We start from the raw sequence: 24,990 nt of genomic DNA, 5'->3' as shown, positions 1-24,990 counted from the left end.
CGGCTGACACCCAGGGCCCGACCGGCATACGATGGACCGGTGCTCATCCTGGCCATAGATACTTCCGCCGCCGCCTCCGCGGCCGTGCTCTCGCGACCTTCCGCCGACCGCTCCGCCGAGGTGCTCGCGTCTTTCGAGACCACGGCAACGAACACCCACTCGGAAGTCCTGGCCCCGGGCATCGAATCCCTACTGGCCGAGGCGGGGGTCGCCGGCGCGGAGCTGGAAGGCATCGTCGTAGGCGTTGGCCCAGGACCGTTCACGGGGTTGCGCGTGGGCATCGCCACCGCCCGCACCCTGGGTTTCGCCTGGGGGATTCCCGTCCATGGGGCCATGAGCCTGGACGCGATTGCCTGGGACGTGTTGGTCGAAGGAGAACGGACCGGTCAACCGGAGGCAGGGGAAGGCGGATTTTCCGTGGCCATCGACGCACGTCGTCAGGAACTGTATTGGGCTCGCTATGCAGCCGATGGGGAACTGCTGGACGGACCACATGTCGGAGTCGCGGAAACCCTGCCGGGACTGCCTACTCACGGGGCCGGGGCAGGACTCTATGCCGAGCGTCTGGAAGCAGTCGGGGCGACGGCGGTTCCCACCTTCAACGACCGCAGGCCCTCCGCAGCCTCCCTGGGTGCCTGGGCCATCCGGGCGCTCGACCAGGGTCAGGAACTCCTGTCCACCACCCCCTTGTATCTGCGTGAATCCGATGCCAAGGTGCCACGGCAGATGAAGGGGGCGCCGGCGTCGTGAAGTTCCGCGAGATGACCGAAGCCGACATCCCTGCTGTCTGGGAGCTGGAACGCGCACTTTTCCCCGAGGACGCCTGGCCGCTGGATATGTTCCACGAGGAGTTGGGCCAGACCCGCACCCGGCGCTACTGGGTGGCCGAGGACGAGGGGCGGATCGTGGCCTACTGCGGCATGATGTGCGTGCTGCCGCTGGCCGATGTCCAGACCATCGCCGTCCTCCCCGCCTACGAGGGCCGGGGGATCGGGTCAACGCTGCTGCGTGGGCTCATCGAGGAGGCCACCGAACGTGGCGCGAAGGATGTCCTGCTCGAGGTACGTGCCGATAATCCCCGAGCCCAAGGACTCTATGAGCATTTGGGGTTCGAACACATCCATACACGACGCGGGTACTACCCCGGCGGTGTGGATGCCCGGATCATGAAGCTGGGCTTGAAGGGCTGAATCCGTCCGGCCGCTGATCAGCCGTGGCTATCTTGCTCGGAGGGCATGATGGTCCGGCGCAGACGGACGACGTCGCTGATCGTTGCGTTCCCCAATTGATCGAGTTCGTCCAGCATGGCCGCCGCCTTCCTCCACGCGCCCGGGGTGTTTGCCGCGGGGATCCCCTCATGCAGCCGCGAGGCAAGGGCGGCCAGGCTGTTGGCTCCGGCCATCGAGGCGCCACTGCTTAGTGAAAGCGCCGCATCCAGCCCCGCTGCGACGTCGTGCTGGTCCACCGCGAGGTGCAGGCGTCGTCGCCGTTGGGGCCACAATCTGACGAACCGGTCCACGAAAGCCGCAGCTTCCGCCTCGCCCAGCTGATCGACCAGGGCACACAGTACCGACGGGCGTACCAGCAGGCTGGTCCCCGGATGCTTCAGGCGGCGGTACTCGGTCATGTTTCCATGCTGCCCCTCGCCCCTGCCGAAACCCCTCAAGCAATGCTCAAGATCCGCTCAAGATCAGGACCGGCAAGACTGCGCAGAACTTGTGTAAAACTTTTGTCAATCCAGGGGGTGTTCTTGATGCTGCCCGATGATGCTTATTTCAACAGCCGGGGAAACAGGTCGCCGGCAGCGGTTTTGAGGGAGACACCATGAACAAGATGACCAAGGGCGCGCTGGCCACCGGACTCGGCGTTGCACTGCTGATCGGCGGCGGCGGATCGCTGGCCGTCTGGAACACCAGTGCCCAGGCAAATGCAGGAACGATCGTCGCCGGGGACATGGGCCTGAAGGCAGAAGCAGGGGTCTGGACGAACTCGGCCGGTACCGAGGTCACCGGCAAGATCAAGGACGGTTTCTACAAGATTGTTCCCGGTGATTCCCTGACCTTCACCCAGCCGGTGAAGGTCACTCTCCGCGGGGACCTGCTCAAGGCCACGCTCTCGGTCACTGATACCGCGCTGACCGGGGACACGACGTTCAATAAGAAGAACTACACCGTGGGCCCCGTCGCCATCACCGATTCAACCAAGAAGAGCGTCACGGGTCAGGAACTGACCGAGGACGGAAACTATACGGCGTCGGTGACCTTCGCATTCCTGAAGTCGACCACGAACCTGGACGACACGAACTCGACCTACGACTTCAGCAAGGTCGCCTACAAGCTGGACCAGGTCGCCTCCTCCAGCGACTAGGACCGCGTTACGGCCCACCACACCGAAGCACACCACATCACGGATAGTCCGGGAGGATCGAATGAGAACGACGTCGGCGTTGAAGACAGCAGCACTGCTCATCGTCGCCGTCGTTCTCGCCCTCGGCACTGTCCAGGGCAGCCTCGCCGTGTGGAACACCGCAACGTCGACCAGTGCAGGGACGGTCCAGGCAGCGGATTTTGCGGTCACCCTGCAGTCCGGCTCCACTGAAGCCCAGCGACTACCCGTGAACGGCGCGCCGGCAAAGATTCAGCTTCCCGGGCTCAACGGACTGAAGCCGGGGGAGAAGCGAACGGTCCGGCTGACTGTCACCGATGACACGGACGCCGGACTCGCCACTTTCCGCATTCGGGTCACGGCCTCTGCAGATGTCAGCGACGGCGCGGCCGATTACCTCACGACGACGGCAGAGTTCTCCTGCTCGGACAAAAGCCCGGCGAAGGGTCCGTCCTCCGCTGATTTGGAGCATCGAGGTAGCGCGACCCTGTGTGTGACGGTGACCTTGAAATCCGATGCCCCGGCCACGGCGGGTGGGCAGACGAGCAACCTCAGCGTGGAGCTTACCGCTACCCAACTCTGAGTCCCATCCACACGTTCCACCGGATCACCCCACAGCGAAGGACACCATGGCACAGCACGCAGCTTCGAGGACCACGGCCCAGGGCTCCACGGCCGCTCTGCTGGGGAGGGCATTGAGCTTCGTCGCGCTGGTTCTTGCGGTGCTTGCCGCGGCGGTACTGATCGTCGTGCCGATGGCCACCGGATCGCAGACCTACTCCGTGCTGACCAACTCCATGCGACCGCATCTGCCCCCAGGGACTTTGCTGATCTCGCGACCGGCGGCATTCGGGGACCTGTCGGTGGGGGATGTGATCACCTACCAGCTCGAATCCGGGCAGGCCGACGTGATCACCCACCGAATCGTTTCGACTAGTGCCGACCAGCAGGGCAACACCTTGTTGATCACGCAGGGGGATAACAACTCACTGCCAGACGAGGAACCCGTCCGCGAGGTCCAGGTCCGCGGTAAGCTCTTCTACGCCGTGCCCTACGCAGGATTCCTGGCGAACTGGCTAGGTAACCAGGACCGCGGATTGGGCGCACAGATCGCTGCCTTGGCCCTCATCAGCTACGGCGCATGGAACGTGGTCGGTGGTGTTTTGACCCGCCGCCGGAAGTCCCGTATCCCGGCGGAGGACACCGGCCCGCAGGCCCTGCTGGCGAACGAAGCGCTCCCGGCTTCGGATGTCAGTATCGAGTCCACCGTTTCACTCGGCCACTCATGGCATGAGCTCGGATCACGTTCGACGGCCCGTTCACCGAACGCCAGCTACTCGACTGACGGGCCGCGTCCCCGCGGACGCCGTCGCCAGGAAAGAGTGTCCCGATGAGCAGCCGCCAGCCCTCTGGAACCATCACGGAAATTACCCGTAAACCGTCGAGAGTGCGTGTGGCCGCCATCGTCTATGCCGTCGTTGTCATCGTGGGTCTTGCCGGCACCGGGGCACATGCTGCGTGGAGTCAGAGCGGCTCCGTGGTTTCCAACGTCACCACCGGCAAATGGGCACCCCAATCGATGGCAGGCGCACCAGTGAAGTGTTCCCCGGACTTCGATTGGCCGAAGAACGAAGGCACTCTGATCGTCACCTTCACGCCGCCTATCGATGCCGACCAAATCGAAGTGACCATCATCGATGCTGCTCAGGTGACTCATATCCAAAAGGTGAAAGTCAGCAATGGTGCACAAGCAACGGCCAAGCTCCCCGTGAGCAGTGAGTGGCTGAAGACGACCAGATTTTCCCTTTCCCTGACTCCCTCGTATCAGGGGACCGCAGCCGATTCCCTGAAGAAGACAGCCACGGTAGATATGCGTTTCTTGGGGAACGTCAAGGCATCTTGTGGGTAGATCCTGAAGGAGGTCACGTGTTGACGTTCTAGTTCCGAACGACAGCTGAAGGAAACTCCACCCTGAACGTGCTGCCGAGTCCCGGTTCGCTGCTGACACTGATCGATCCGCCGTGTTCCTCAACCAGGTCGTTGGTGATCGCCAGCCCTAGGCCTGCCCCCGGGATGTTGGACCTTCGGACCGTATCGGTGCGGTAGAAACGGGTGAAGAGGCGTCCCAGCTCGTCTACGGTCATGCCCTGGCCCGTATCCGTGACCTCCAGTATCGGATCGCCGGTCTCGGAGCGATACGTCGAGACGTTGACGGAGCCACCGGAGGGCGTGTACTTGAGCGCGTTGGAGAGCAGGTTGTCCACGATCTGCCCGAGTCGCCGCTCGTCGCCGAGCAGATCAAGCCGGTTCGCGACCTCGGCGCTCAACCCGACACCCAGCCGTTCGGCACGCGCTTTATGCGAGGGCAGGCAACCCTCGAGCACCTCCGACAGATCTACCGGTTCCCTGGCGATCTCCACCTTGCCGGCGGCGGCATCGAGCAGATCCCCCACCAGGGCCAGCAGGCGTTCGGCGTTGCGCTCGGCCACCCGCAGATACACCTTCACGGCCGGATCCAGATGGGCCGTCTCCGAGGCCATCTCCAGGTAGCCGACGATGGAGGTCAGCGGGGTGCGTAGTTCGTGGTTGACGGTGGACAGGAAGTCGTCCTTGGCAGCCAGCGCGTCCAGAAGATCGGTGACGTCATGGAAGGCGATCACCGCTCCGCTGGGTTGACCGTCGACGAGCATTTGGGTCGCGGAGGCGTTGAAAGCGCGCATCGCCTCCTGGCTACCTCCCCAGACCAGCTGGTCGGAGTACTCCGCGCCGAGGACGGCGCGACGGACCGGACGCTGGTCAGCCGGCAGCGGCGTCGTGCGGTCGGCACCGAAGATCAACAGGCCCGCCTCGTCCGGGTTGCTGTTGTCATCGGGAATGAGGGATTCATGGATGGTTCGCTGGGTGTCGTTCATCATCAAATCACGCCCTGCCTCGTCCACGACGACCACGCCGACATTGGCAGTATTGAGGACGGCGTTGAGCAGTACCGCGTGTTTCTCCGCCTTCTCCAACGCTCGACGCGTGCGTGCTTGTGTCCGGGCGACGGCCAGGGACATCACGGCAATGGTCATCGTGAAGGAAAACAGAACGACCGGAACGAGTAGCGGTTTGACCAGCGCCTTCGTCGAAAGTTCGATTCCTGAGAGGATCACCTGGCCCCAGACCACGCCCAGTGGCATGACGAAGGACGCGGCCAAGACGAGGCCGGTCCGGTAGCGGGACCACGCCAACCAGAACAGCGGCAGGGCCATCAGGATCGAAATGCCGGTCAAGGTCTTGAAGCCAGCGAGTGTCATGACGAAGAAGGCCAGCATGTCCACCAGCGGTACGAGCAGCACGGCCGGCTCGGGCCACCGCGTCCACGGCAGCACGGACGCGGCAACGGTGGCCGCGGTGATAACGACGAAGCCGATCCACACCCCGGGAGCCGAGAGCGCCGCCTGGGCATCGGCCACCAGGAAGAGGACGATGACGATAACCGCGGCAATGGCCGAGGGAAGTTGGTTCACCGAGGCGAGCCCCCGCGCCCCCATCACGGGAAGAGGTTCACGCAGGAAGCCGATACGCAGGATGCGTCTGAGGTGTCCGGCAGGGGAGAGAGGACGAGCTGGTGCCTCAACGCGTTCGTTCACCCGATCAGCCTACGGGTTGCCGGAGCCCGTCATGTGGCGCCGGGCACAAACTCCGGCTATAGACTGGGCTTTCACATCGCCGTCGATACTGGGGAGTTCGTTGTGCAGGAACGTCGCGTGGCCGTCGTCGTCGAGGATGACGAGGATATCCGGGGACTTTTGGAGGCCGTGCTGTCGCAGTCCGGCTTTGTTGTCCACTCCACGGCGTTGGGGAACGACGGCGTCGAACTGGTGAAACGAAACGCTCCCGATCTGGTCACCCTTGATCTGGGCCTGCCCGATATCGACGGGTTCGAAGTGGCTCGCAGAATCCGCCACAGCTCGGATGCCCATATCGTGATGCTCACCGCCCGGACGGACGAGATCGACACGATCCTGGGGCTCGAGACCGGAGCCGATGACTTCCTGACCAAACCCTTCAGCCCGCGGGAACTGCGGGCCAGGGTCGAAGCCATCATGCGCCGCCGGGAGCGAAACAAGGTACCCGGTGACACCCCTGCAAGGCTGGGCGCGCCGGCCGCCCCAGCTGACGAAGAACCACCGTCTGGTCAGCCGTCGCCATCGAATGCGCAGCCTGAGTCGACGACGGCGTTGGGCCTCAACGGACTGGTGCTCGATTCGGCCGCCTACTGCATCGAAGCCGAAGGCGTCGAGATTGCCGTGACCCCGACCGAATTCACCTTGCTCCAGGCCATTTTGGTCGGCGGGCGCACGGTCCGGACCAAGACCTCGCTGGTCAGACGGCTGCGTGAAGAGGATGCCGACGCCGGAACCTTCGTCTCCGAAGCCGATGAGCGCAGCGTCGAAGTCCACATCGGGAACCTTCGGCGCAAACTCGCGGACAACGCGAAGGCACCCCGCTGGATCGAAACGGTCCGCGGCGTCGGATACCGCGCCGCTCGGCCCCGTCACGCCGCCCACGGGGCATGATCCCCCTACCAACGCACTAAACTGGAGCCATGACTTCCGCGGCACCCCTGGTTCTGGGCATTGAATCCTCCTGCGACGAAACCGGTATCGGGATCGTCCGGGGCACCGAACTGCTGGCCAACACGGTCTCCTCCTCCATGGACGAACATGTCCGTTTCGGCGGTGTCATCCCCGAAATCGCCTCCCGCGCCCACCTGGAGGCCTTCGTCCCCACGCTCGAGGAAGCCCTCTCCACTGCCGGCGTGACCCTAGCCGACGTCGACGCGCTCGCCGTCACTTCTGGCCCCGGCCTCTCCGGCGCGCTGATGGTCGGGGTGGCCGCCGCGAAGGCACTGGCCCTGGCCTCGGGGAAGCCGCTCTATGCGATCAACCATCTGGTGGCCCATGTGGGGGTGGGGGTGCTCGACGGCGGGGCACTTCCCGACCGGCTCGGTGCCTTGCTGGTCTCCGGCGGACATACCGAGATCCTGCGGGTGAATTCCCTGGCCTCCGATGTGGAGCTGCTCGGGGCAACCATCGATGATGCGGCAGGGGAAGCGTATGACAAGGTGGCCCGGCTGCTGGGGCTGGGCTATCCGGGAGGCCCCGCCATCGACAAGATCGCCCGGGAAGGTGACCCGAAGGCCATCCGCTTCCCCCGCGGGCTGACACTGCCCAAGTTCACCGGCACCCCCGAATCCCCGGGAAATCACCGCTACGACTTTTCCTTCTCAGGACTCAAAACGGCGGTGGCCCGTTGCGTGGAACAGTACCGGGCCCGCGGTGAGGAACTCCCGGTGGCCGACATTGCCGCCTCCTTCCAGGAAGCGGTGGTCGACGTGGTGACCAAGAAGGCCATCATGGCCTGTACCGAACACGGCCTGGACAACCTCCTGCTCGGTGGTGGCGTCGCGGCGAACTCGCGCCTGCGTGAACTACTGGCCGCCCGGTGCGCCTCTGCCGGCATCACGTTGAGGGTTCCGCGGATCGGGTTGTGCACCGACAACGGGGCGATGGTCGCGGCGCTGGCCGCACAATTGGTCATCGCAGGGGTCGAGCCCACCGGCATCGAGTTCTCTGCCGATTCGGGCCAACCCGTATCGTCCATCAGCTTGTAGGGGGATGGGGAGTTCTCCCCATCGCGCGACAACGTCGGAACTCATAGGATTTAGGGACTGTGGGCGGTGCGCCCTGCATCGAACTGCCGTTGAACTGGAAGGGATGGGCATGAGCCTAGATGACTATCAGATTTCTGTTGTGCCCTTTCGGGCGGTCCTTTCGGACCTGGACACCAATCTTGGGGACCTGGACGTAGCAAAGAAACCGTTGGATACGTCACTGGAGGACTGCAAGGAGGCGGTGAAAGGCACTGTCGTCACCAGTGCTCTTGATCGGCTCAACGCGCGAATTCTACTGGCGAATACCGAAGCCGCATTGACCCGGGGCCGGAACGCACATTCGGGCGCGAGCAAGATCGCCGACGCCTACATCACCTCGGACGAAAAGATGGCCAGCGACGCCCGGCAAGACATCAACAAGGTTCCCGACTTCCACGAGCCAAAGTAGGGCGATATGGCATACACCGTTGACACCTCCGCCCTGGAGAAGTGGGCCGACCCGAGTGAGGTCCGATCCTCGGCGAAGAGTCTCGATTCCAAAGCAGACTCCATCAAGGAACTGGTCCAGGATTCGAAGAACACGTGGGACAAACTGCGATATCACTCACAGATCACGAGGCTTGGTGAGGATTTCTACTCCCGCTTCGTGGAGATCAATAAGCATGGGGAATACGTGGGTTTGGGCGGTGGTGAGGCAAAGACCGCACTTGATTCCTTTGCCGACGGGCTGGACGACGAGCTGGCCTATGCGGAGATTGTGCTGGGACAGGTTGCGCTCTTCCACCAGGACACGAGCAAACTGGACTTCGGTGATGAGGCCGCTGTGTCCGATGCATCCCGAAGTCAGACCTACTATCAGGGCCTTGTCGACGGCTGCCAGACCAGATATGAGAACCTCGAGACAGCATGTGCCGAAGCACTCGACGGGGCCTATGACGCTGTCGTGGATGAAGGCGGCGCGATAGCCGGGCCGTGGGGAAGTGCAGCCTTTGGGGTTGCCGGAAACGCGACCAAATGGATCAAGGTCTCCAACATCAAGAATCCCGTCTACGCATATCGCACGCCTGCCTACGATCCCGCAAAATACTACAATTTCAAAAAAATACCGTACGGCAATTCGTATAAGATGGCGGCCTACCCCAAACCCGGAGTGTCCCCGCCGGTTCCGGAACGATACGTCTACAGGTACCAAAACCCCTGGACGGTGGTGGACCCGAACACGCCGGAGGCCAAGAGCCTCAAGATGCCCAAGACCATCAAGCTGGGCGGCGGCATTCTTTCGGTCGTCGGAGGTGTCATCACCATCGACAGCGAATACTCCAAGGAGTACAACCGGCTCCTGAACGAGAACCCCGAAATTTCCGCGGACGAACTGGAAAACGAAGCCGGCCAAGCCGCCGTCGTCAAGGGTGGCACGAAGATCCTCGTGGCCACGGGAGTAGGAGCTGCCATCGGCTCGGTGATCCCCGGGCCCGGTACCCTCGTCGGTGCCGTTGTCGGCCTCGTCGCGGGTGTCGTCATCGTCGGCGCCATGGAGCTCTCGGGAATCAACGACTGGATCGCCGATAAGATCTACGACGGGTTCAACGCCGTCGTGCCCGACAAGGCACAGGAATTCGTCGGTGATGTTGGAGACAAGGTGCATGATGCCTGGAGCTCGCTATGGGACTAGTGACCTTGCGCCGCATTGTGGCCGGGTATGAAAGAGGATGATGCCATGAGCGATGACGCTCAAGCAGGATATGTCAGCACGACGCTCGTCGGTATCACGTTGCCGGTGGACAGCGCCTGGGAAATCGACGAAGTCGACGGAGGAGCGGTCGTGACGCGCCCAGCGGACCGTACCGGTGGGTTCCGGCCCAACTTGGTGTTGCGCCGCCTGCAGGTCCCCACCGGAGTGTCCATGGCCAGACAATCCACCGTCGCCTTCTCCGCCGACCGTGCACTACTGACCGGGACACAGTTCATCTCCGACGATGTGTGGCCCCATGGAAACCAACTGGGACGAATGCATGTCACGCTCCACCGAGTTGCGGCACATAGTTTGATGGTGCAGAGATGGCTCCTTCCGTTCGGTTCCGAAACCCTCGAGGCCACGGGCAGCTACACGTCCGAGCAGGCGACGCTCATCGAACCACTGATGCGCTACATGGTCACCCATATCGTCGAGGCAGGGGAGCACCACGCATGAACAGCCAATCGGATGTTGGAAGGCAATATCCTGGTCGCGAACCACGCACGGACGCGGAGGCCAGCGCAGTGTACGGCGAAGGGGTCGAGGAACTCAACAAGATCAGGACCGTGGAACCATGGTCGTCACGGGGGCCACTTCTGTCGCTGGAGACCATCGATTTCATGGCCATGTACGCGGCAAGACGTCGGGTTGGGCGTCTGGAAATCCGGCGGAACCAGGAGCAAGTCAAGGCGTTGGTGGACGCCGACCTGATGCGCCCCAATGGTGCATGGAACGAAGCAGGGGAGTTCGCCACCGATGGATTCCGCCAGCAACACGTCAGCGTCGAAGTCGATGCCGGGCACGGGACTACCCGTTCACGGCTTGATATCAAGGTCGGGAACCTGTCCGCCATCGCCGTCGCCGGGCCCGAAATCCAGGCCGTCCTTTCAGGGGTTGGTATGTCCACGACCCACCGGCAGTTGGATATCGTCAGAGTCGAAGGCGTACCCGGGCTGATCGCCCAGTGGGTGGGGCTGGGTCCGGCATGGAGTCTGGGTATCCCGATCGATATGGCCTCTTCCTCGTTTGCCGGCATCCTTCAGGCAGGCGGCCCGGTCGACAGCGGCGTTGACGCGCCGGATGGATTCGGACGCTTCTGGGACGAGCCGTGGTTCGAATGGTCAGTCAGGTTCGGAGCCGGGCCCGCTGAAGTGATGGACACCGGGGGAGTGCCGGCGACTGGGATTGAAATGCGTTTCGTCAACGCGGGCAGAGCCGGTCACTTCCACTATGCCGACGACGGCGCATCGGTCCGGCTGACGCCGGCCCCCTCCTTTTCCGTATGGATGGAACTAGTGTCTGCCTTCCAGAAAGTCTTGAGGGGATGGCCCGACGATACTGCGTCGGGTCCGCTCGACCATGAATCAGTGGAAGGGAGCCGCGGGCGATGACTTTGGCCGAGACTGCAGACGCCGGTTTCTTCCTGCTCGGGCTGGGAGGGATCCTGGTTGCCCTCGGCGTACAGGCCTATCGTGGGGCCTTCCGCCGCTGGCGTGGTCGGACACTGTACGCCGGGTATCTGGGGCCGGGATTGCTGTATCTGGGATCTGCGTTCGTCGTCCTGGGCGCCACCCTCTTCGTCCCCGGTGGGGAAACGGTGCGAAATGGGCCGGTGGGATGGGTGATGACCGCATTCCTGGCCTTGGCTCTGGTCCTGGGGATGGCCGGGGGACTCTTTGCTTTCATTTGGATGCCCCGTGTGCTGCGCCCGACCTGGGTGCGGGAGGTCGAAGGCAATGCGCCCGAGGAGGCCCCCGCCGGGCCACTTCCGGAGTGGACCTTCGCGGTCTTGGATTCGGAGGTTCCGTCAGAGGCGGGACCGGTAGACTTGTCCCTCAGTAAGGGGCCCCGGTTGGGCCGACGGGGACTGGATTATCTGGACCGGATCTCCTATCACGATCGCAGGGCCTGGAAACGGGTCCGCTCGAGTGCGACGGAACTGGTTGGAGCAGGCTTGGCTGAATTTGATGGTGCGCCCACGTCCGCCGGCCTGTTGCTGACCTTGCCGCGACGCGCGGGGAAACCCATCCTGCGCATCAGCACCGACGACGCCGGTCGACCACGAGAACTCTCACTTTTCCGAAGTACCGAATTCGACTATGCCATCTGGACCGAAGGGGAGCTGTTCCGCGTCGACGCCCTACCGCATTCCGCGGTCCCGATGGCCATCATCGGTTGGCTGCACAGCCACGCGGAAACCAACGGCTGGAACTTCACCCGGGGCACCCACGAATTGATGGGCTCCTTCGTGCCCCTTGAGGGATCGGTCCGTGAGGTGACCTCGCTGCGGCCGGGGACTGCCGTGAGCGCGGCGCCGCTGCTGGACTCCGGGGCTTTCTTGCAACGCGTCACCGCCATTGTCGATGGATCGCACCGCGGGGCCTCCGCGTGAAGCCCCGTCGCTGAGGTGCCCCACTGGGTTGGGTATGGCCCGTCGCCTGTCGAAACCGCCGTGCCCTCAGGCGATGTGCATCCTGGCGATGTTGTCCTTCACCACGGCGCGTAGGTCCCCTGAGTTGGCGGCAGCGATCTTGCGTTGCCACTGGTAGCCGGCTCCACCCCGGATGATGCGTTCGACGTCGGCGAGTTCATCACTGCACCCCAGTTTGCGGGCCACCGGCTCCAGCCGGTCCAACTCTCGCATCAGGTGGTCCGTGACCAGCATTTCATCGCCAGCGGCATTGAGGATGATGATCGCGTCCATGCCATAGCGGGCGGCCCTCCACTTATTTTCCGTGCGGTGCCAGGGAGGCATGACGTCGATGCTGCCGCCGTGGTCCAAAGTGGTGGACATGTCATCCACCAGACACTGGGTGAGTGCCGCAATGGCGCCGATGTCCTGCAGCGAGGACAAACCATCGCAGATCCGCATCTCCACGGTTCCGAACCGGGGGACCGGGCGGACATCCCAGCGGATTTCGGAGATGTCGTCGATGACACCGGTATGCAGCATGTCGGCGACGTAGCCTTCGAACTGCGACCACGTCTCGAAATGGTAGGGCAGTCCCGCGGTGGGCAACTGCTGGAACATCAAGGCCCGGTGGGATGCATAGCCGGTGTCCTCGCCTCCCCAGAACGGGCTGGAGGCCGAAAGCGCCTGGAAATGGGGCTGGTAGTTCATCAGGCCATCGACGACGGGCAGCGCCTTGTCCCGACGATCCAGCCCGACGTGGACGTGAACCCCGTAGATCACCATCTGCTGGCCCCACCACTGGGTGCGGTCGATGAGCTTGGCGTAGCGCTCCTGGTCGGTGACCGGTTGCAGCTTGGGGGAGGCAAACGGGTGGGAGCCGGCGCTATAGAGGTCGATCCCCATGGGGTCGGTGACCTCGCGGATGACCCCGAGGTTCTCGTGGAGCTGGGTCTTGGCCTGGCGGACCGTGTCGCAGACGTCGGTGACGATCTCGACCGTGTTCAACAGCAGCTCCTGCTTCACATGCGGGTGCTCCTCATCGGGAGCCAGCCCGCCGTGGGCGGCATGAACGCCCTCCAAGACCTGCTGGGCCACCGATCGCAGATCCCCGCTGTGGTGGTCCACGAGCGCAACTTCCCACTCGACGCCGAGCGTTGACTGCCGGGAGTCGGCGAAATCGATCTGCATCCGCGTTCCTGACGTCGGGGGTATGAGGACCGGCTCAGTCTATCGGCGCAACGGAGGTTTCCGGCACGACTGTGGTTGTCTTCAGCTGTGGATAACTCCTTGAAGCTCGGTTTGGGCGGCACGATGGAATCATGACCACCGGAGTGCCCTTGCCGCCGGCGGCGAGACGGACCGTATTCCTGATCGCCGACGCGTTGAACGAAGGAGCCAGCAGGCAGCAACTACGCCGGAAGAATCTCATGTCGCCCTCTCGCGGGATCCTCCAATGGACGAACGTCCGGGTCGACCCTCTGGATGCGTACCGGGCGTTCTCCACCGTGGAGGCCGGAACGGTACTGAGCCATGTGAGCGCGGCCCATGCTTGGGGTATCTGGTTGGACGCCCGTTTCGTCGAGGCGTATCCGGTTCATCTGACCTGCGATGCCGGTGGGACCGTCCCGCGCCGCCGGAACGTCGTGGGTCACGGAACCCGATTATCGGTCGGGGAGGCGCTGGTCGCGGGAAGGATTCGGCTCACGTCACCGGCACGGACCTGGGTGGATCTGGCCTCGATAGGACTATCGGTCAGGGAGCTGGTCGTCGCTGGTGATGCCCTGCTGCAACGACCTGATGGACCGCCGCAGTCGGCTCGATTCCTGGGGACCAACCCGCTGACGACGCTCGTCGACCTCCGGAACACGGTGCACCGGCGATCGAATGCCGTCGGCATCCAGGCCGCCCGGGAGGCGTTGGAGCTGCTCCGCCCGGGCGTTGACTCCGCGCCGGAAACTCACCTTCGGTGGATCATCAGGGACGCCAGGTATCCCGAACCCGGGGTCAACCTGCCCGTTTTGCTCCCCGACGGGCGGCGGCTCGTTCCCGATCTGCAATTCGCCGAGTATCGGATCGCCGTGCAATACGAAGGCAAGCACCATGGCGAGCTCGATCAGATCGGCAAGGACATCGGACGGGACTTCGCTTTCACTTCATTGGGCTGGATCACCGTCAAGGCCGATCGGGCGATCTTCCACGCAGCCGGGCGCGAATGTTTTCTCGAACGCCTCGCTGCAGCGTTTCGCCAGCGGGGCATCACATCGCCCCAGGCAGCATGGTCGAACTGCGTGCCAGGCCCGCTCAAAGGGTAGGAAATGCACAGAAGATGTTGGTGCCCGGGTCTTGTGGCCCATGTTCTGCAAGCCATGGCGGGAACCGCCGGGGATTTTGGGCGACAACCGGCATGTTCTGCACTGCCTGGCTCAACGGGCCTCCACATCATGGAGAACCGATGGTGGCCAGGGGCTCAGAGAGGCTTGACCTCGATGGCCACGCGGCGATCGCCGATCCGCGTGAGGACCAAGGTCGCCCGGCGTTTGGCCTTCTTGCCCACACCCGCCAACAGCATCTTGCGCAGTTCCTCCGGCGCGACATCCAGCCCGCGCTTCTTGATGTCCAGCACGCCGATCCCCTCGGATTTGGCCCACATGCGCAACGCCTTGACGTTATAAGGGTGGACCCGCAGCACTTCATAGGCCCGGGCAAAGGGGGTCTGCACGTGTTCAGGGGCGCAGAAGTACGCAATATGCGGATCCACCAGGTGGCCGCCGACCTGCTCCAGCGCCTCGGCCACCAGTCCGGCCCGGATCACCGCCCCATCGGGTTCGTAAAGGTAGCCCTCGATGTCGCCGACGGGAACCTCTCCGCGTAATGAGGCACCGGCGTCGTGGTCGGTGGAGGAGGTCAGTTCGTTGGACCCCCCGGGGCCCAGCACCAGGGCGGCCCGGCGGACCCCGGGGCGGGCCAGGGGACCGAACCAGAGTGCGACTTCGGTGACATCGCCATTGACGGAAACCCACTGGGCTTCGCAGTTGGCCGGGAGCGACTCGTGGGGGATCCCCGGACCGAGCTTCACGCCGACGGGGAGGCCGCTGTCCGCCAACGCTTCGACATGGGACAACGGCGGGCTGAACGCTTCAGGGTCGAACAGCCGGGAGGTGCCCGACGTCGAGGTGGTGCGCCGAGCCGGATCCAGCCAGACGGCGTCGAAGCCTTCCAGATCGAAGTTGGTGGCATCGGCATTGACCACGCGGGCATTCGGCCAGGGCATGAGGTTCACCGTGGCCGCTGCAGCGGTCGTCTCATCGAGTTCGACGGCGGTCACGTTCAGTTCCAGTGAGGCCATGGCCATGGAATCGACGCCCAGCCCGCAACCCAGGTCGGCCACCCGCGAGAATCCCGCGCCAATAAACCGTTGGGCATGCAAGGCGGCGATATTGAGCCGGGTGGCCTGTTCGAGCCCGACGCGGGTGAAGATCATGTGCTCGGCGAACGGGCCGAGCTTGCTGGTTCCCTGGGCGCGGAGTCGGGCCTGGTGGACGACGGCGGTGACCAGTTCGGCCTCGTGCCCCTCCTTGCGCAAGCGCAGGTTCAGTTCTAACGCTGCCTGGTCGGTGGTCGCGGCATCTGCCGGCAGGGAGTTGAGCAGACCGAAACCCTCGGGTGAGAGGATGGCGGCAAGGTTTTCCGAGGCGGGCGCGGGGGATGGCATGGGATTAAGACTAGTCCTCGCCGGCGTCATCAGCGATGTCGCCCCAGAGGGGTGGTGGGCCCTCCCGGCCCCGAAGGCCCAGTGAAGATCGGCAGCCGGGAGAGATGTACACCTGCGGTGACCAGTTCGGGCTCGAGACCTTCATGGTGCCACAGCGGGCCCGGTTTCAGGGCCTTCCGTGGCGGAGGGGGAACAATTGGAAGCGCAGCGGACACGGTCATGGGGAGTTCTCCCCATGGCAGCAAGTCGTCGGGGTGTCTATGCTCGTGGAGGTTAAAATCGGCTGCCGTGAAGTAGTAAAGGAGTGAGGACCCGAATGTCTGTAGTTGGCTACACCATCTACCCCGGTGCCGTTCGCGGCGTGCTGAACAACGTCGAAAGCGATGCGGAGGATTTCCCCGCTGCCCGGAAAAACATTCTCGATGACATGACCGAAGCGATCGGCCAAGTCAGGACGTCGGCCATGGCCGACTCGCTGTCCACACTCTGGAACGAACTGATTGCCCTCCAAGCTGAAGCTGTCGAAACGCGCACCGCCGGAGCAATCGGCTCCATGCGCAGTGTTGTCAACGCCTATGTTCAAGGCGACGAATCGATGATGGATGCCGCGGAAAAGGAGCTGCTGAAAGCTCCCGACCTGAATGTTGATGATCTTATTGCGGTGGACCAGAACGATGATTGACACGAGGGCGCTCGAAAACTGGCCTGACCCCTCTGCCCTTGAAGGTACTGGGAAGAGTCTGCGTGCTTCCGGGAAGAAGTTCAGCTCGAAGGTCGACGATGCCTCGGGCACCTGGGGCGGGGTGCTCAACCACTACAGCAGTCAGAACCATTCGGATGAAGCCAACGTCACCAACGCCTTCCGGGTCATCAAGACCCAGGGAAGCCTCGTGGAAGGTGCTTGCGATGCCGGAGCGACGACGCTTGAGAACTATGCCGGTGAAGTCCGCACCTTGATCGTTGGCCGGCGCGCCACGGCCCTGGAGCGGATCGATCGGCACCATGAACTGATCGCCGACGGCGAGGACCTTTCCCCGAATTCGATCTATGACGAATCCAATCTCCAAGCGTACGTAGATGGCACGGGGAGGAGACTATCGGAAATCGGGGACAAGTACTCCAAGGAACTCGATGGGATTAGCTTCGAGACACTGGACAACGATGGTTGGATCGCCAGTGACGATCGCACCGCGTTGACCTCATCTGGGATGGCTCTGGCCAAATGGTTCGATGCGGACACGGTCAACTTCAAGTACACCCGCGTCACGGTGACCCGATGGACCGCGTGGGATGTCACCAAGATGACACCGAGCGCCGATTTCATAGTGGACTCGAAGGGGGTGGCGTCCACCCCTCCAAGCACCTATAAGGTCACCGCGCGCAGTGGGATTTCCATGAGCAAGCTTGAAATCAATGGGACCCTGAAGAAGTACGTCAACCGGACCACGACCGGGCCGGCTCCCTGGGACGTCAAGGGCCGGTTGGATCACATGACGGACGGGCTGAAGAATGGCTCCCGCTACACCAAATTCGTGCGCGGGGCAGGACCCGTGCTTGCCATTGCCAGCACCGGCATCACCTACCACGACCAGTGGACACAATCCATGGCGGACACAGCACAAGAACATCCCGACTGGACCCAGGACCAAATCAAATCCCGCGCCCGCGAGGAAACGGTGGTGAAAGGCACCACGAAGGCCGCCGTCGATTTCGGGGCTGGAGCCGCAGGGGCGGGTATCGGCATGATGATTGGTGGGCCTGTCGGAGCTGGGGTCGGTTTCGTCGCCGGCATCGGGATTTCGTGGGCAATCGATCATTGGGGTGGTCGGGACGCGCTGGCTGACGAGATGATGGATGTCTACGACGGCGCGAAGGAAACCGCGGCGAAGGTGAAGGATGCCGGAAAGAAGGTCTGGCATTCAATCTTTGGATAGTATTTCAGCGGTGGCGGAGCCCAGCGCTCGCTCACCTCATCATCCAAAATTTGGAGTCTACACATGTCACTCGGCGCAACGCTCGTTAGCTTGGGCTTTGGAATAGTTTCCCTTGCCTTGGGGATCGCTGCCTATTCAGGCCGCGATAAGTCATGGATGATCACCAAGTCCGTGTTGCCTGGACAATCGGGGCCGGCTCTTCTTTACATCGGGATTAGTTTCACCCTATTACCCTTCACTGTCCCGCTGATGGATGTCATGCCGCCGATCTTGGCGCTTCTACTGGGCGGCACCGTGCTCGTTTGCTTGTTTATTGGGTTCATTGGGTTCTTCTGGTTACCGCGGTTCATGCATCCGCGGTGGATGCGCGAGCAGTATCGGGCAGAGAAGGAACGAAAGCGCGAGGTACGTGCGTCCTTGCGGAGAATGCAGGGGAACTGATCCTGGGGTTCCATCAGCCGGAATCAGGGGCTGCTGGAATTGAACTTGACCTGATGAAACAGGGTTTTCAGCGCGTCCGGTTTCCACCCGCCCGGACGGTCACGGCATTTCGACGAGGAACAAAGAATCAACATGCTCATTTCAGCTGCAAGGACTTTCATGATCAACAATGAACGGACCAATGTCTTCGACGAGTGGGTTGAGTGGCCTATTGGGGTGCTGACGATCAGCGTTCCCGGGGATTGGGGAATGATCTCCGATGGTGGGGAAACGGTGGTCATTGGTCATCAGGACGCCCCCGAGGGGGTATTCAGCCCGAACACAGTCATTCGCCAGACACCGACCAACGCGACTTTGACTGCGCTGGCCAGTGAGGCCATTGCCACGACGATCGCCGCTTTTGACGGCGCGCACTTCATCGCCAATGACATCGCCGAAATTGATGGGCACGCTGCTCGGGCCCAGATTTTCACCTACGACGCCGGCGGGTACTCCATCGTGGTCCACCGACGGCTGGCCCTGGTCGGGAACCTCGGGGTGGAAATCACGACGAGTTTCACCGTGGGGCAATCGGAAGTCCTGGGCCCGGTCGCCGACGCGATCGCCGCGAATGTGGCCATCGACCGGTCGGTGGCCCTGGCCGTCGCCGCCGCGGATTCCGACGGCACTGAAGCCCTACCTGAACCATGCAGGGACGAGTTCATGGCCACCGTTGGCCACGACGTCGAACGGGTCAGCCGCATCGGTACGGCACAGCCGTTCACAAGTCAGGGCCCCGTTGTCTCCGAGGAAGGCGTTCAGTTCCTTCTGGATCATCGAAGCGCCAAGAAGCTCGGAAAGTTCCAGTTGCTGAGGATCGGCAAACTACGCGCCGAGCTCGTCGATGCCGGTTTCATGGACCCTCGCGGCCAGTTGACTGACCGGTTTCGTTTCCACGCGCTCGCGTTGGAGCAGTCGCCGCATTTGATCCAGATCGAAGCCCACTACGGGGCCATTGATACCTCGTTGACCGTCTGGATGGGGTGGGATCAGGCCCTCATCGCTGCGGGGCCCTCCTACTCGCAGATCGTGCTCGGGAGTGAGGAGGACGCCATCGATCTGGAAAAGGTCCGGCTCGATGTCGTGGATCCGGCCCAGCTACCCGGGGTGATCGCTTCATGGACGGGGCTGGCTCCTGCCTGGACGGTGCAAATGAGTCCGGACCGGATTGATATGGAGACCTTCGGGCAGCGGATGGAGGGTTCTGCGCCGGTGCCTGATGCCAGTGATGAGCTCCTGGCCCGCCTCTGGGCAGAACCGTGGTTTGCCTGGCGGTTGACCGCCGAAGCCACGCACCTGGCCAGGGCTTGGCTCAATGCCGGTGCGGCCGGGTATTATGCGATGGGAGTTGAGAGCGACGGTATGGTGCTCTCGGCCGTGCCCTCCGTTGTTGTTTGGCAGGCCCTCCTGCAGGATGTCGGTGAACTCGCAAGGGCCCGGTAAACCGGCGGTGCCCGACGACAGCCCCCTCCGGCCCAGGCGGGTATTCGATCAGGGAGCCGGCGTTCAGCCCGGACACGGCGTCGACCAGGCGTGAGGAATCCGGGGCCGCGTTCCGCTGGGCGGGCAGAGAACGACGAGGAAGTGGACGATGACAGCAGAAGAATGGGCGCCTTGGGTGGCAGCAGCCATCGGGCTGGTCAACCTGATCGCCGGAATCCAGGCCTATCGTGGCCGATACCAGGCGTGGCTGCTGCTCAAAGGCGGTCCGTTCCCGGGCTGGCCGGGACTGGCATCCTTATATCTTGGGGTGGCATTCACCCTGCTGAGCGTCTCGCCGCTGGTGCTGGACCATGGACCACCGCTACTCATATTGGCCATCTTTTTCACGCTGTTCCCCTCCTTGGGGATCGGCATCATCGGGATGTTCTGGCTGCCCTCTTTCATGCTTCCCGCCTGGATCAAGGAAACCCGCAGGAAAATGCGGGCAGGGGAGGACCGGTACTCACGGGCCATGCGTCCTGGTGGTGCCCTGTATCGCCGCCTCGGCGTCGATCCCCGATACCAGCCCGGGGGAACTGAGGGGCCGCCCGTGGAGAATCCCGATGGCGAACGCCGGACCGTGATCCGCCGCGAAGACTAGACCGGCACCGTCCCACCCGATGGAGGGCCTGCCGCGGCCGTACAATTTGGCACTCGCCTTGACCGAGTGCCAGCGACCTCATAGAGTCTGTATTGGCACTCGAAGTCATCGGGTGCTAAAGCCTGAGGTACTTGCCAGCTGGCACCGCGACGACGGTTGGTACACCCCAACGGCCCCGTAACCATTGGTAACTCACGCAAAGGAGAGATCCGCATGTCGGTCTCCATTAAGCCTCTCGAGGATCGCATCGTTGTTCAGCCGCTCGAGGCAGAACAGACCACGGCTTCCGGCCTGGTCATCCCTGACACCGCCAAGGAAAAGCCCCAGGAGGGCAAGGTCGTGGCAGTAGGCCCGGGTCGCGTTGACGACAACGGCAACCGCGTTCCCGTCGATGTCGCCGAGGGCGACGTCGTCATCTACTCGAAGTACGGCGGCACCGAGGTCAAGGTCGGCGGCGCCGAGTACCTCGTCCTCTCCGCCCGCGACGTTCTGGCCATCGTCGTCAAGTAGTTCCCGAGCGTGAAGCCCTGGCCCCAGCGGCCGGGGCTTCACGCGGTGAGCAAGGAGTAGCAACATGGCAAAGCAGCTTTCATTCAACGACGACGCCCGCAAGGCGCTCGAGGCCGGCATCAATAAGCTGGCCGATACCGTCAAGGTCACGATCGGCCCGCGCGGCCGCAACGTGGTCCTGGACAAGAAGTGGGGCGCACCCACGATCACCAACGACGGTGTGACCATCGCCCGCGAGATCGAGCTTGACGATTCCTACGAGAATCTCGGAGCCCAGCTCGCCAAGGAGGTCGCCACCAAGACCAACGATGTCGCCGGTGACGGAACCACCACCGCCACGGTGCTCGCTCAGGCACTGGTCAAGGAAGGGTTGCGCAACGTCGCGGCCGGCGCTGCGCCGGGCGAGATCAAGCGCGGCATCGAGGCCTCGGTCCAGGCCGTGACGGCCCGTCTGGCAGAGAACGCCCGCCCCGTCGAAGGCGAGGACGTGGCCAACGTGGCCGCGATCTCCGCTCAGGACGACGAGATCGGCGAACTGCTGGCCAAGGCGTTCGGCACGGTCGGAGCCGAGGGTGTCATTACGATTGAGGAATCGAACACGACCTCGACCGAGATGAGCATCACCGAGGGCATGCAGTTCGACAAGGGCTACCTGTCCCCGCACTTCGTGACCGACCCGGAGCGTCAGGAGGCCGTCCTCGAAGACGCCATGATCCTGATTCACTCCGGCAAGATCTCCGCAGTGCAGGACTTCCTGCCGCTGCTGGAGAAGGTCCTGCAGGCCAATAAGCCGCTGTTCATCATTGCCGAGGACGTCGAGGGCGAAGCCCTGTCCACGCTGGTGGTCAACAAGCTGCGTGGCACGCTGAGCGTCGTGGCCATCAAGGCACCGGGCTTCGGCGATCGTCGCAAGGCCATGATGCAGGACATTGCGATCCTCACCGGTGCCCAGGTTGTGTCCCAGGACCTCGGCCTGAAGCTGGACCAGGTCGGTACCGAGGTTCTCGGTTCCGCCCGCCGCATCACGGTCACCAAGGACAACACTACGATTGTCGACGGCAACGGCGACACCGCTGATGTTGATGATCGCGTGGCCCAGCTCAAGGCCGAAATCGGCCGCACCGATTCCGAATGGGACAAGGAAAAGCTCCAGGAGCGTCTGGCCAAGCTTTCCGGCGGTATCGGCGTGATCCGCGTCGGCGCAGCCACCGAGGTTGAGCTCAAGGAACGCAAGCACCGCATCGAAGACGCAGTCTCCGCCACGCGTGCCGCGATCCAGGAAGGCATTGTCGCCGGTGGCGGTACCGCCCTGGTCGATGCGCTTTCCGTGCTCGACACCGACCCGAACGTGACCGCGCTCGAAGGCGACGCCGCCGCTGCGGTGGGGATCGTCCGCCGTGCGTTGGTTCAGCCGCTGCGCTGGATCGCACAGAACGCAGGCTTCGACGGCTACGTCGTGGCGAACCACGTCTCCGAGTCGGCGGTGAACTCGGGCTTCAACGCCAAGTCCGGTGAGTACGAGGACCTGCTGGCAGCCGGTGTCATCGACCCGGTGAAGGTGACGCGTTCAGCACTTCAGAACGCCGCTTCGATCGCCGCCCTGGTGCTCACGACCGAGACCCTGGTCGCCGATAAGCAGGAAGACGACGACAGCGACGGCCATCAGCACTAGGTCGTCACGCGACGCAGGACCCTCTCCCCGCATCAACTGCGGTGGGAGGGTCTCCTGCGTTAACGGGGGTGGGCTGTGCCGCCTGAGCAGTGGTGGCCCTCGGTTGGACCCACCCGTCCTGTAACAGTTCGGTAACGGTGGGCTGCTAGAGTGGTGGACGCCGGGCAGGGGCGGACCCCGGCGGATGTTAGGTACCAGCCACAGGAAGGCGGCGAAACCATGTCTGATCCACGCCGCTACCGACCCGGAACCGCGACTCCGGCCCCGAGCAAACCGCATTACCGCCCCGAAGTTCAGGGCCTTCGCGCTTTCGCCGTACTCATGGTGGTCACCTACCACGTCTGGTTGGGACGCGTCTCCGGAGGCGTCGATGTCTTCCTGCTGATCTCGGCGTTCCTGCTGACCTCATCGTTCGCCTATAAAGTGTCCGCGGGGAAGCCGATCGGGCTGCTGAGGTACTGGTTGCACCGGTTCAAATCACTGTTGCCGGCAGCCGTCGTCGTCCTCTTGGCCGTTCTTCTAGCTACCGCGGCGCTGCTGCCCAGGACCCGGTGGGGCGAGGTCTTCGAACAGACCTGGTCGACTCTTTTCTATACGCAGAACTGGACGCTGGCGCGGGAATCGGTGGACTATTACGCCGAAAACCATGGAGCCGCCAGCCCCTTGCAGCACTTCTGGTCGCTGTCGATCCAAGGGCAGGTCTTCATCCTGTGGCCGCTGGTCATCGGAGCGGCCGCACTCGTCTGGAAACTGCTCCGCAGGGCTCGTCCACACGTAGGATTCGGCTCCGTCCTAGCGGTGGCCTTCGGCCTCGTCTTCATCGGTTCCTTGACGTACTCGATCCACATCACGAGCACCAGCCAGTCCTGGGCCTATTTCGACACCGGGGCCCGGCTGTGGGAGTTTGCTCTCGGGTCCTTGCTGGCCGTGCTCCTTCCCCATATCGGCCAATTGCCGATGGCGGTGCGTGTGGCCCTGGGGTGGGCTGGCCTGCTGGCGATGCTTTCCTGCGGCATCCTGCTGCAGGTCCAGCAGCAGTTTCCCGGATACATCGCCCTCTGGCCGACCTTGTCGGCTGCGGCGATCATCACCGCCGGACGGACGGGACATCCGTTCGGCGTCGACCGGTTGTTGGCGGCCCGCCCGCTGACCCGGCTGGGGGACCTTTCATACGCGCTGTATCTCTGGCACTGGCCCATCCTGGTGATCTATCTGTCGGTGAATCGACTCGATGAACCCGACTTTCTGGGTGGTCTTGGCGTCATCGGACTGTCCTTGGGGCTGGCTTGGGTGACGACCAAGGGCGTTGAGACCCCATTCCACGGCTGGCGGTGGCCCACGCTACGGCGCCGACGGCTCGGACTCGTCGTCGGTCTGCTGGTGGGCATGGTCGCGATGCCCCTGAGCGGCTGGCAGGCTCGGGTTGCCGCCGACGAAACGGCAGCCCAGTCCCAACCGAAGCTGGACAACCCCGGTGCCGCATCCTTGACGCCGGGTTACGAGCCCACCGGAGACCCCGAAGCCATGGTGCGTCCACTAGCGACCCAACTCTCGGGGGAGTGGGCGAACTACGGCGGTGAATGTGGCCAGGGCTATGAACTCACGGACCCGGTCATGGAATTTTGCCAAATGGGCGGGGATCCGCAGACCGCCGATCAGACCATCATCGTCCTGGGGGATTCGCACGCCCAGCATTGGACCAGCGCACTGGACCAGGCGGCCCAGAAGAACAACTGGGCGTGGGTGCTGATCAACCGCAACGCCTGCCGGTTCGGCGCCGAGGACCGCAGCCGTGATGCCGAATGCAACGAATTCAACGAGGCGGCCACCGACTACGTGCTGGACCACGAGGCAGACGCCGTACTGACGCTCGGTACTCTCACGCAGGCCTACGGGTCCACCGATGAGCGCACCCCTGCCGATGAGGAGACCGTCGTCCCTGGCTACGAAGAAGGAATCCGGCCCTTCCTCGAACAAGGCAAACAGGTCATTGCGATGCGCGATACCCCCCGCTTCGGGCTCGGTGTGCCCGAATGCGTGGACCTCAACGGGCCGGACTCCGAACAATGCCAGGTCCCCCGAGATGAGCTCATCGCCGCCGACTCCCCGCTGGATGACCTCCACGCCGAAGCCATGAGGGGAGAACTCCCGGGCGACCTGGGCTTTTTGGATATGACCAGCGAACTCTGCCCGGACGGAATCTGCCGCCCCGTCATCGGCAACGTGTTGGTCTATCTCGACAAATCCCATCTGACCAAGACCTACGCGCGCAGCACCTCCGAGGTGTTCGAACGCCGACTGAAATCGGCACTGGACTGGTAAAGGCACCCCGCCCCAGGGTTGCGTTGCACACACCACCGGAGCTAAGGCGTGTCAGTCGGGCGCCGAAGGTCCTAGGATGTAAGCA

26 protein-coding genes are annotated in these 24,990 nt (G+C 63.3%); 22 read left to right on the top strand and 4 right to left on the bottom strand.

Going from position 1 to position 24,990, the window contains the following annotated elements:
• Positions 1-39 precede the first annotated feature (39 nt).
• Complete coding sequence (gene tsaB / locus ACT3S6_RS00190) at positions 40-750, top strand: tRNA (adenosine(37)-N6)-threonylcarbamoyltransferase complex dimerization subunit type 1 TsaB (RefSeq protein WP_444553415.1); 711 nt, start codon at positions 40-42, stop codon at positions 748-750.
• Between the two features lie 11 nt (positions 751-761).
• Complete coding sequence (rimI, locus tag ACT3S6_RS00185) at positions 762-1,190, top strand: ribosomal protein S18-alanine N-acetyltransferase (RefSeq protein WP_444553414.1); 429 nt, start codon at positions 762-764, stop codon at positions 1,188-1,190.
• A 17-nt stretch (positions 1,191-1,207) separates the two neighbouring features.
• Here rimI and ACT3S6_RS00180 read toward each other — a convergent pair whose 3' ends face one another.
• Positions 1,208-1,627 (bottom strand): Hpt domain-containing protein, encoded by a 420-nt coding sequence (locus ACT3S6_RS00180; RefSeq protein ID WP_444553241.1) that lies wholly within the window; start codon positions 1,625-1,627, stop codon positions 1,208-1,210.
• A gap of 197 nt (positions 1,628-1,824) precedes the next feature.
• On the opposite strand from ACT3S6_RS00180, the gene ACT3S6_RS00175 reads away from it, so the two are divergent.
• From ACT3S6_RS00175 to ACT3S6_RS00160, 4 genes are all read left to right on the top strand, one after another.
• Positions 1,825-2,367, top strand: a complete 543-nt coding sequence (locus ACT3S6_RS00175) for an alternate-type signal peptide domain-containing protein (protein ID WP_444553240.1) — start codon at positions 1,825-1,827, stop codon at positions 2,365-2,367.
• A 61-nt stretch (positions 2,368-2,428) separates the two neighbouring features.
• On the top strand, positions 2,429-2,968 hold the full coding sequence (locus tag ACT3S6_RS00170; RefSeq protein WP_444553239.1) for a hypothetical protein: 540 nt from the start codon (positions 2,429-2,431) through the stop codon (positions 2,966-2,968).
• 46 nt (positions 2,969-3,014) lie between these two features.
• On the top strand, positions 3,015-3,779 hold the full coding sequence (locus ACT3S6_RS00165; RefSeq protein ID WP_444553238.1) for a signal peptidase I: 765 nt from the start codon (positions 3,015-3,017) through the stop codon (positions 3,777-3,779).
• Positions 3,776-4,294, top strand: coding sequence for a hypothetical protein (locus ACT3S6_RS00160; protein WP_444553237.1), 519 nt, complete (start codon positions 3,776-3,778; stop codon positions 4,292-4,294). Before ACT3S6_RS00165 ends, ACT3S6_RS00160 begins: the two co-directional genes overlap by 4 nt.
• A gap of 28 nt (positions 4,295-4,322) precedes the next feature.
• Here ACT3S6_RS00160 and ACT3S6_RS00155 read toward each other — a convergent pair whose 3' ends face one another.
• The gene (locus ACT3S6_RS00155; protein ID WP_444553236.1) at positions 4,323-6,017 is read right to left on the bottom strand and encodes a sensor histidine kinase; all 1,695 of its coding nucleotides are present in this window, start codon (positions 6,015-6,017) and stop codon (positions 4,323-4,325) included.
• A gap of 102 nt (positions 6,018-6,119) precedes the next feature.
• On the opposite strand from ACT3S6_RS00155, the gene ACT3S6_RS00150 reads away from it, so the two are divergent.
• The 7 genes from ACT3S6_RS00150 (at position 6,120) to ACT3S6_RS00120 (ending at position 12,171) form a co-directional block, all read left to right on the top strand.
• A complete protein-coding gene (locus ACT3S6_RS00150) occupies positions 6,120-6,947 on the top strand; it encodes a response regulator transcription factor (RefSeq protein ID WP_444553235.1) in 828 nt (275 codons plus the stop codon).
• A 29-nt stretch (positions 6,948-6,976) separates the two neighbouring features.
• Positions 6,977-8,044 (top strand): tRNA (adenosine(37)-N6)-threonylcarbamoyltransferase complex transferase subunit TsaD, encoded by a 1,068-nt coding sequence (tsaD, locus tag ACT3S6_RS00145; RefSeq protein ID WP_444553234.1) that lies wholly within the window; start codon positions 6,977-6,979, stop codon positions 8,042-8,044.
• Between the two features lie 109 nt (positions 8,045-8,153).
• Positions 8,154-8,492, top strand: coding sequence for a DUF6507 family protein (locus ACT3S6_RS00140; RefSeq protein WP_444553233.1), 339 nt, complete (start codon positions 8,154-8,156; stop codon positions 8,490-8,492).
• A gap of 6 nt (positions 8,493-8,498) precedes the next feature.
• Positions 8,499-9,716 (top strand): hypothetical protein, encoded by a 1,218-nt coding sequence (locus tag ACT3S6_RS00135; protein WP_444553232.1) that lies wholly within the window; start codon positions 8,499-8,501, stop codon positions 9,714-9,716.
• Positions 9,717-9,761: 45 nt separating this feature from the next.
• A complete protein-coding gene (locus ACT3S6_RS00130) occupies positions 9,762-10,235 on the top strand; it encodes a hypothetical protein (protein WP_444553231.1) in 474 nt (157 codons plus the stop codon).
• Between the two features lie 164 nt (positions 10,236-10,399).
• Positions 10,400-11,170, top strand: coding sequence for a hypothetical protein (locus ACT3S6_RS00125; protein ID WP_444553230.1), 771 nt, complete (start codon positions 10,400-10,402; stop codon positions 11,168-11,170).
• Entirely contained in the window at positions 11,167-12,171 is a 1,005-nt protein-coding gene (locus ACT3S6_RS00120; protein WP_444553229.1) for a hypothetical protein, read from the top strand. The genes ACT3S6_RS00125 and ACT3S6_RS00120 overlap by 4 nt, the downstream gene beginning before the upstream one ends.
• 66 nt (positions 12,172-12,237) lie before the next feature.
• Here the strand turns inward: ACT3S6_RS00120 and ACT3S6_RS00115 are convergent, their stop codons facing one another.
• Complete coding sequence (locus ACT3S6_RS00115; RefSeq protein WP_444553228.1) at positions 12,238-13,380, bottom strand: glutamate--cysteine ligase; 1,143 nt, start codon at positions 13,378-13,380, stop codon at positions 12,238-12,240.
• 131 nt (positions 13,381-13,511) lie between these two features.
• Here ACT3S6_RS00115 and ACT3S6_RS00110 point away from each other — a divergent pair, with 131 nt between their 5' ends.
• Positions 13,512-14,504, top strand: a complete 993-nt coding sequence (locus tag ACT3S6_RS00110) for a hypothetical protein (protein WP_444553227.1) — start codon at positions 13,512-13,514, stop codon at positions 14,502-14,504.
• A 155-nt stretch (positions 14,505-14,659) separates the two neighbouring features.
• On the opposite strand, the gene ACT3S6_RS00105 is transcribed toward ACT3S6_RS00110, so the two are convergent.
• The gene (locus ACT3S6_RS00105) at positions 14,660-15,904 is read right to left on the bottom strand and encodes a class I SAM-dependent methyltransferase (protein WP_444553226.1); all 1,245 of its coding nucleotides are present in this window, start codon (positions 15,902-15,904) and stop codon (positions 14,660-14,662) included.
• A 316-nt stretch (positions 15,905-16,220) separates the two neighbouring features.
• Between ACT3S6_RS00105 and ACT3S6_RS00100 the strand changes: the two genes are divergently transcribed.
• The 8 genes from ACT3S6_RS00100 to ACT3S6_RS00065 all read left to right on the top strand — a co-directional run bounded on the left by ACT3S6_RS00100 (position 16,221) and on the right by ACT3S6_RS00065 (position 24,905).
• Positions 16,221-16,586, top strand: a complete 366-nt coding sequence (locus tag ACT3S6_RS00100; RefSeq protein WP_444553225.1) for a DUF6507 family protein — start codon at positions 16,221-16,223, stop codon at positions 16,584-16,586.
• A complete protein-coding gene (locus tag ACT3S6_RS00095; protein WP_444553224.1) occupies positions 16,552-17,838 on the top strand; it encodes a hypothetical protein in 1,287 nt (428 codons plus the stop codon). The genes ACT3S6_RS00100 and ACT3S6_RS00095 overlap by 35 nt, the downstream gene beginning before the upstream one ends.
• Before the next feature lie 63 nt (positions 17,839-17,901).
• A complete protein-coding gene (locus ACT3S6_RS00090) occupies positions 17,902-18,279 on the top strand; it encodes a hypothetical protein (RefSeq protein WP_444553223.1) in 378 nt (125 codons plus the stop codon).
• 159 nt (positions 18,280-18,438) lie between these two features.
• Entirely contained in the window at positions 18,439-19,761 is a 1,323-nt protein-coding gene (locus ACT3S6_RS00085) for a hypothetical protein (protein WP_444553222.1), read from the top strand.
• Between the two features lie 148 nt (positions 19,762-19,909).
• Positions 19,910-20,401, top strand: a complete 492-nt coding sequence (locus ACT3S6_RS00080; RefSeq protein ID WP_444553221.1) for a hypothetical protein — start codon at positions 19,910-19,912, stop codon at positions 20,399-20,401.
• Between the two features lie 213 nt (positions 20,402-20,614).
• Complete coding sequence (groES, locus tag ACT3S6_RS00075; RefSeq protein ID WP_087000407.1) at positions 20,615-20,911, top strand: co-chaperone GroES; 297 nt, start codon at positions 20,615-20,617, stop codon at positions 20,909-20,911.
• A gap of 64 nt (positions 20,912-20,975) precedes the next feature.
• The gene (groL, locus tag ACT3S6_RS00070; protein ID WP_444553220.1) at positions 20,976-22,583 is read left to right on the top strand and encodes a chaperonin GroEL; all 1,608 of its coding nucleotides are present in this window, start codon (positions 20,976-20,978) and stop codon (positions 22,581-22,583) included.
• Positions 22,584-22,802: 219 nt separating this feature from the next.
• Positions 22,803-24,905, top strand: a complete 2,103-nt coding sequence (locus ACT3S6_RS00065; RefSeq protein WP_441391762.1) for an acyltransferase family protein — start codon at positions 22,803-22,805, stop codon at positions 24,903-24,905.
• The last annotated feature ends 85 nt before the right edge of the window (positions 24,906-24,990 follow it).

This window comes from Arthrobacter sp. AOP36-C1-22, assembly GCF_052377515.1.
Taxonomy (GTDB): domain Bacteria; phylum Actinomycetota; class Actinomycetes; order Actinomycetales; family Micrococcaceae; genus Arthrobacter_H.
The sequence above is the reverse complement of the archived record's forward strand: the minus strand, read 5'-3'. Positions and strand labels throughout refer to the sequence as shown.

Coding starts and splice junctions, on each gene's coding strand:
- ACT3S6_RS00165 (WP_444553238.1), top strand. CDS start 3,015: ATGGCACAGCACGCAGCTTCGAGGACCACGGCCCAGGGCTCCACGGCC.
- ACT3S6_RS00115 (WP_444553228.1), bottom strand. CDS start 13,380: ATGCAGATCGATTTCGCCGACTCCCGGCAGTCAACGCTCGGCGTCGAG.
- ACT3S6_RS00085 (WP_444553222.1), top strand. CDS start 18,439: ATGATCAACAATGAACGGACCAATGTCTTCGACGAGTGGGTTGAGTGG.
- ACT3S6_RS00140 (WP_444553233.1), top strand. CDS start 8,154: ATGAGCCTAGATGACTATCAGATTTCTGTTGTGCCCTTTCGGGCGGTC.
- ACT3S6_RS00170 (WP_444553239.1), top strand. CDS start 2,429: ATGAGAACGACGTCGGCGTTGAAGACAGCAGCACTGCTCATCGTCGCC.
- ACT3S6_RS00110 (WP_444553227.1), top strand. CDS start 13,512: ATGACCACCGGAGTGCCCTTGCCGCCGGCGGCGAGACGGACCGTATTC.
- ACT3S6_RS00160 (WP_444553237.1), top strand. CDS start 3,776: ATGAGCAGCCGCCAGCCCTCTGGAACCATCACGGAAATTACCCGTAAA.
- ACT3S6_RS00175 (WP_444553240.1), top strand. CDS start 1,825: ATGAACAAGATGACCAAGGGCGCGCTGGCCACCGGACTCGGCGTTGCA.
- ACT3S6_RS00095 (WP_444553224.1), top strand. CDS start 16,552: ATGATCTTATTGCGGTGGACCAGAACGATGATTGACACGAGGGCGCTC.
- tsaD (WP_444553234.1), top strand. CDS start 6,977: ATGACTTCCGCGGCACCCCTGGTTCTGGGCATTGAATCCTCCTGCGAC.
- ACT3S6_RS00125 (WP_444553230.1), top strand. CDS start 10,400: ATGGCCATGTACGCGGCAAGACGTCGGGTTGGGCGTCTGGAAATCCGG.
- ACT3S6_RS00105 (WP_444553226.1), bottom strand. CDS start 15,904: ATGCCATCCCCCGCGCCCGCCTCGGAAAACCTTGCCGCCATCCTCTCA.
- ACT3S6_RS00120 (WP_444553229.1), top strand. CDS start 11,167: ATGACTTTGGCCGAGACTGCAGACGCCGGTTTCTTCCTGCTCGGGCTG.
- rimI (WP_444553414.1), top strand. CDS start 762: ATGACCGAAGCCGACATCCCTGCTGTCTGGGAGCTGGAACGCGCACTT.
- ACT3S6_RS00100 (WP_444553225.1), top strand. CDS start 16,221: ATGTCTGTAGTTGGCTACACCATCTACCCCGGTGCCGTTCGCGGCGTG.
- ACT3S6_RS00090 (WP_444553223.1), top strand. CDS start 17,902: ATGTCACTCGGCGCAACGCTCGTTAGCTTGGGCTTTGGAATAGTTTCC.
- ACT3S6_RS00135 (WP_444553232.1), top strand. CDS start 8,499: ATGGCATACACCGTTGACACCTCCGCCCTGGAGAAGTGGGCCGACCCG.
- ACT3S6_RS00080 (WP_444553221.1), top strand. CDS start 19,910: ATGACAGCAGAAGAATGGGCGCCTTGGGTGGCAGCAGCCATCGGGCTG.
- ACT3S6_RS00065 (WP_441391762.1), top strand. CDS start 22,803: ATGTCTGATCCACGCCGCTACCGACCCGGAACCGCGACTCCGGCCCCG.
- ACT3S6_RS00180 (WP_444553241.1), bottom strand. CDS start 1,627: ATGACCGAGTACCGCCGCCTGAAGCATCCGGGGACCAGCCTGCTGGTA.
- groL (WP_444553220.1), top strand. CDS start 20,976: ATGGCAAAGCAGCTTTCATTCAACGACGACGCCCGCAAGGCGCTCGAG.
- groES (WP_087000407.1), top strand. CDS start 20,615: ATGTCGGTCTCCATTAAGCCTCTCGAGGATCGCATCGTTGTTCAGCCG.
- ACT3S6_RS00130 (WP_444553231.1), top strand. CDS start 9,762: ATGAGCGATGACGCTCAAGCAGGATATGTCAGCACGACGCTCGTCGGT.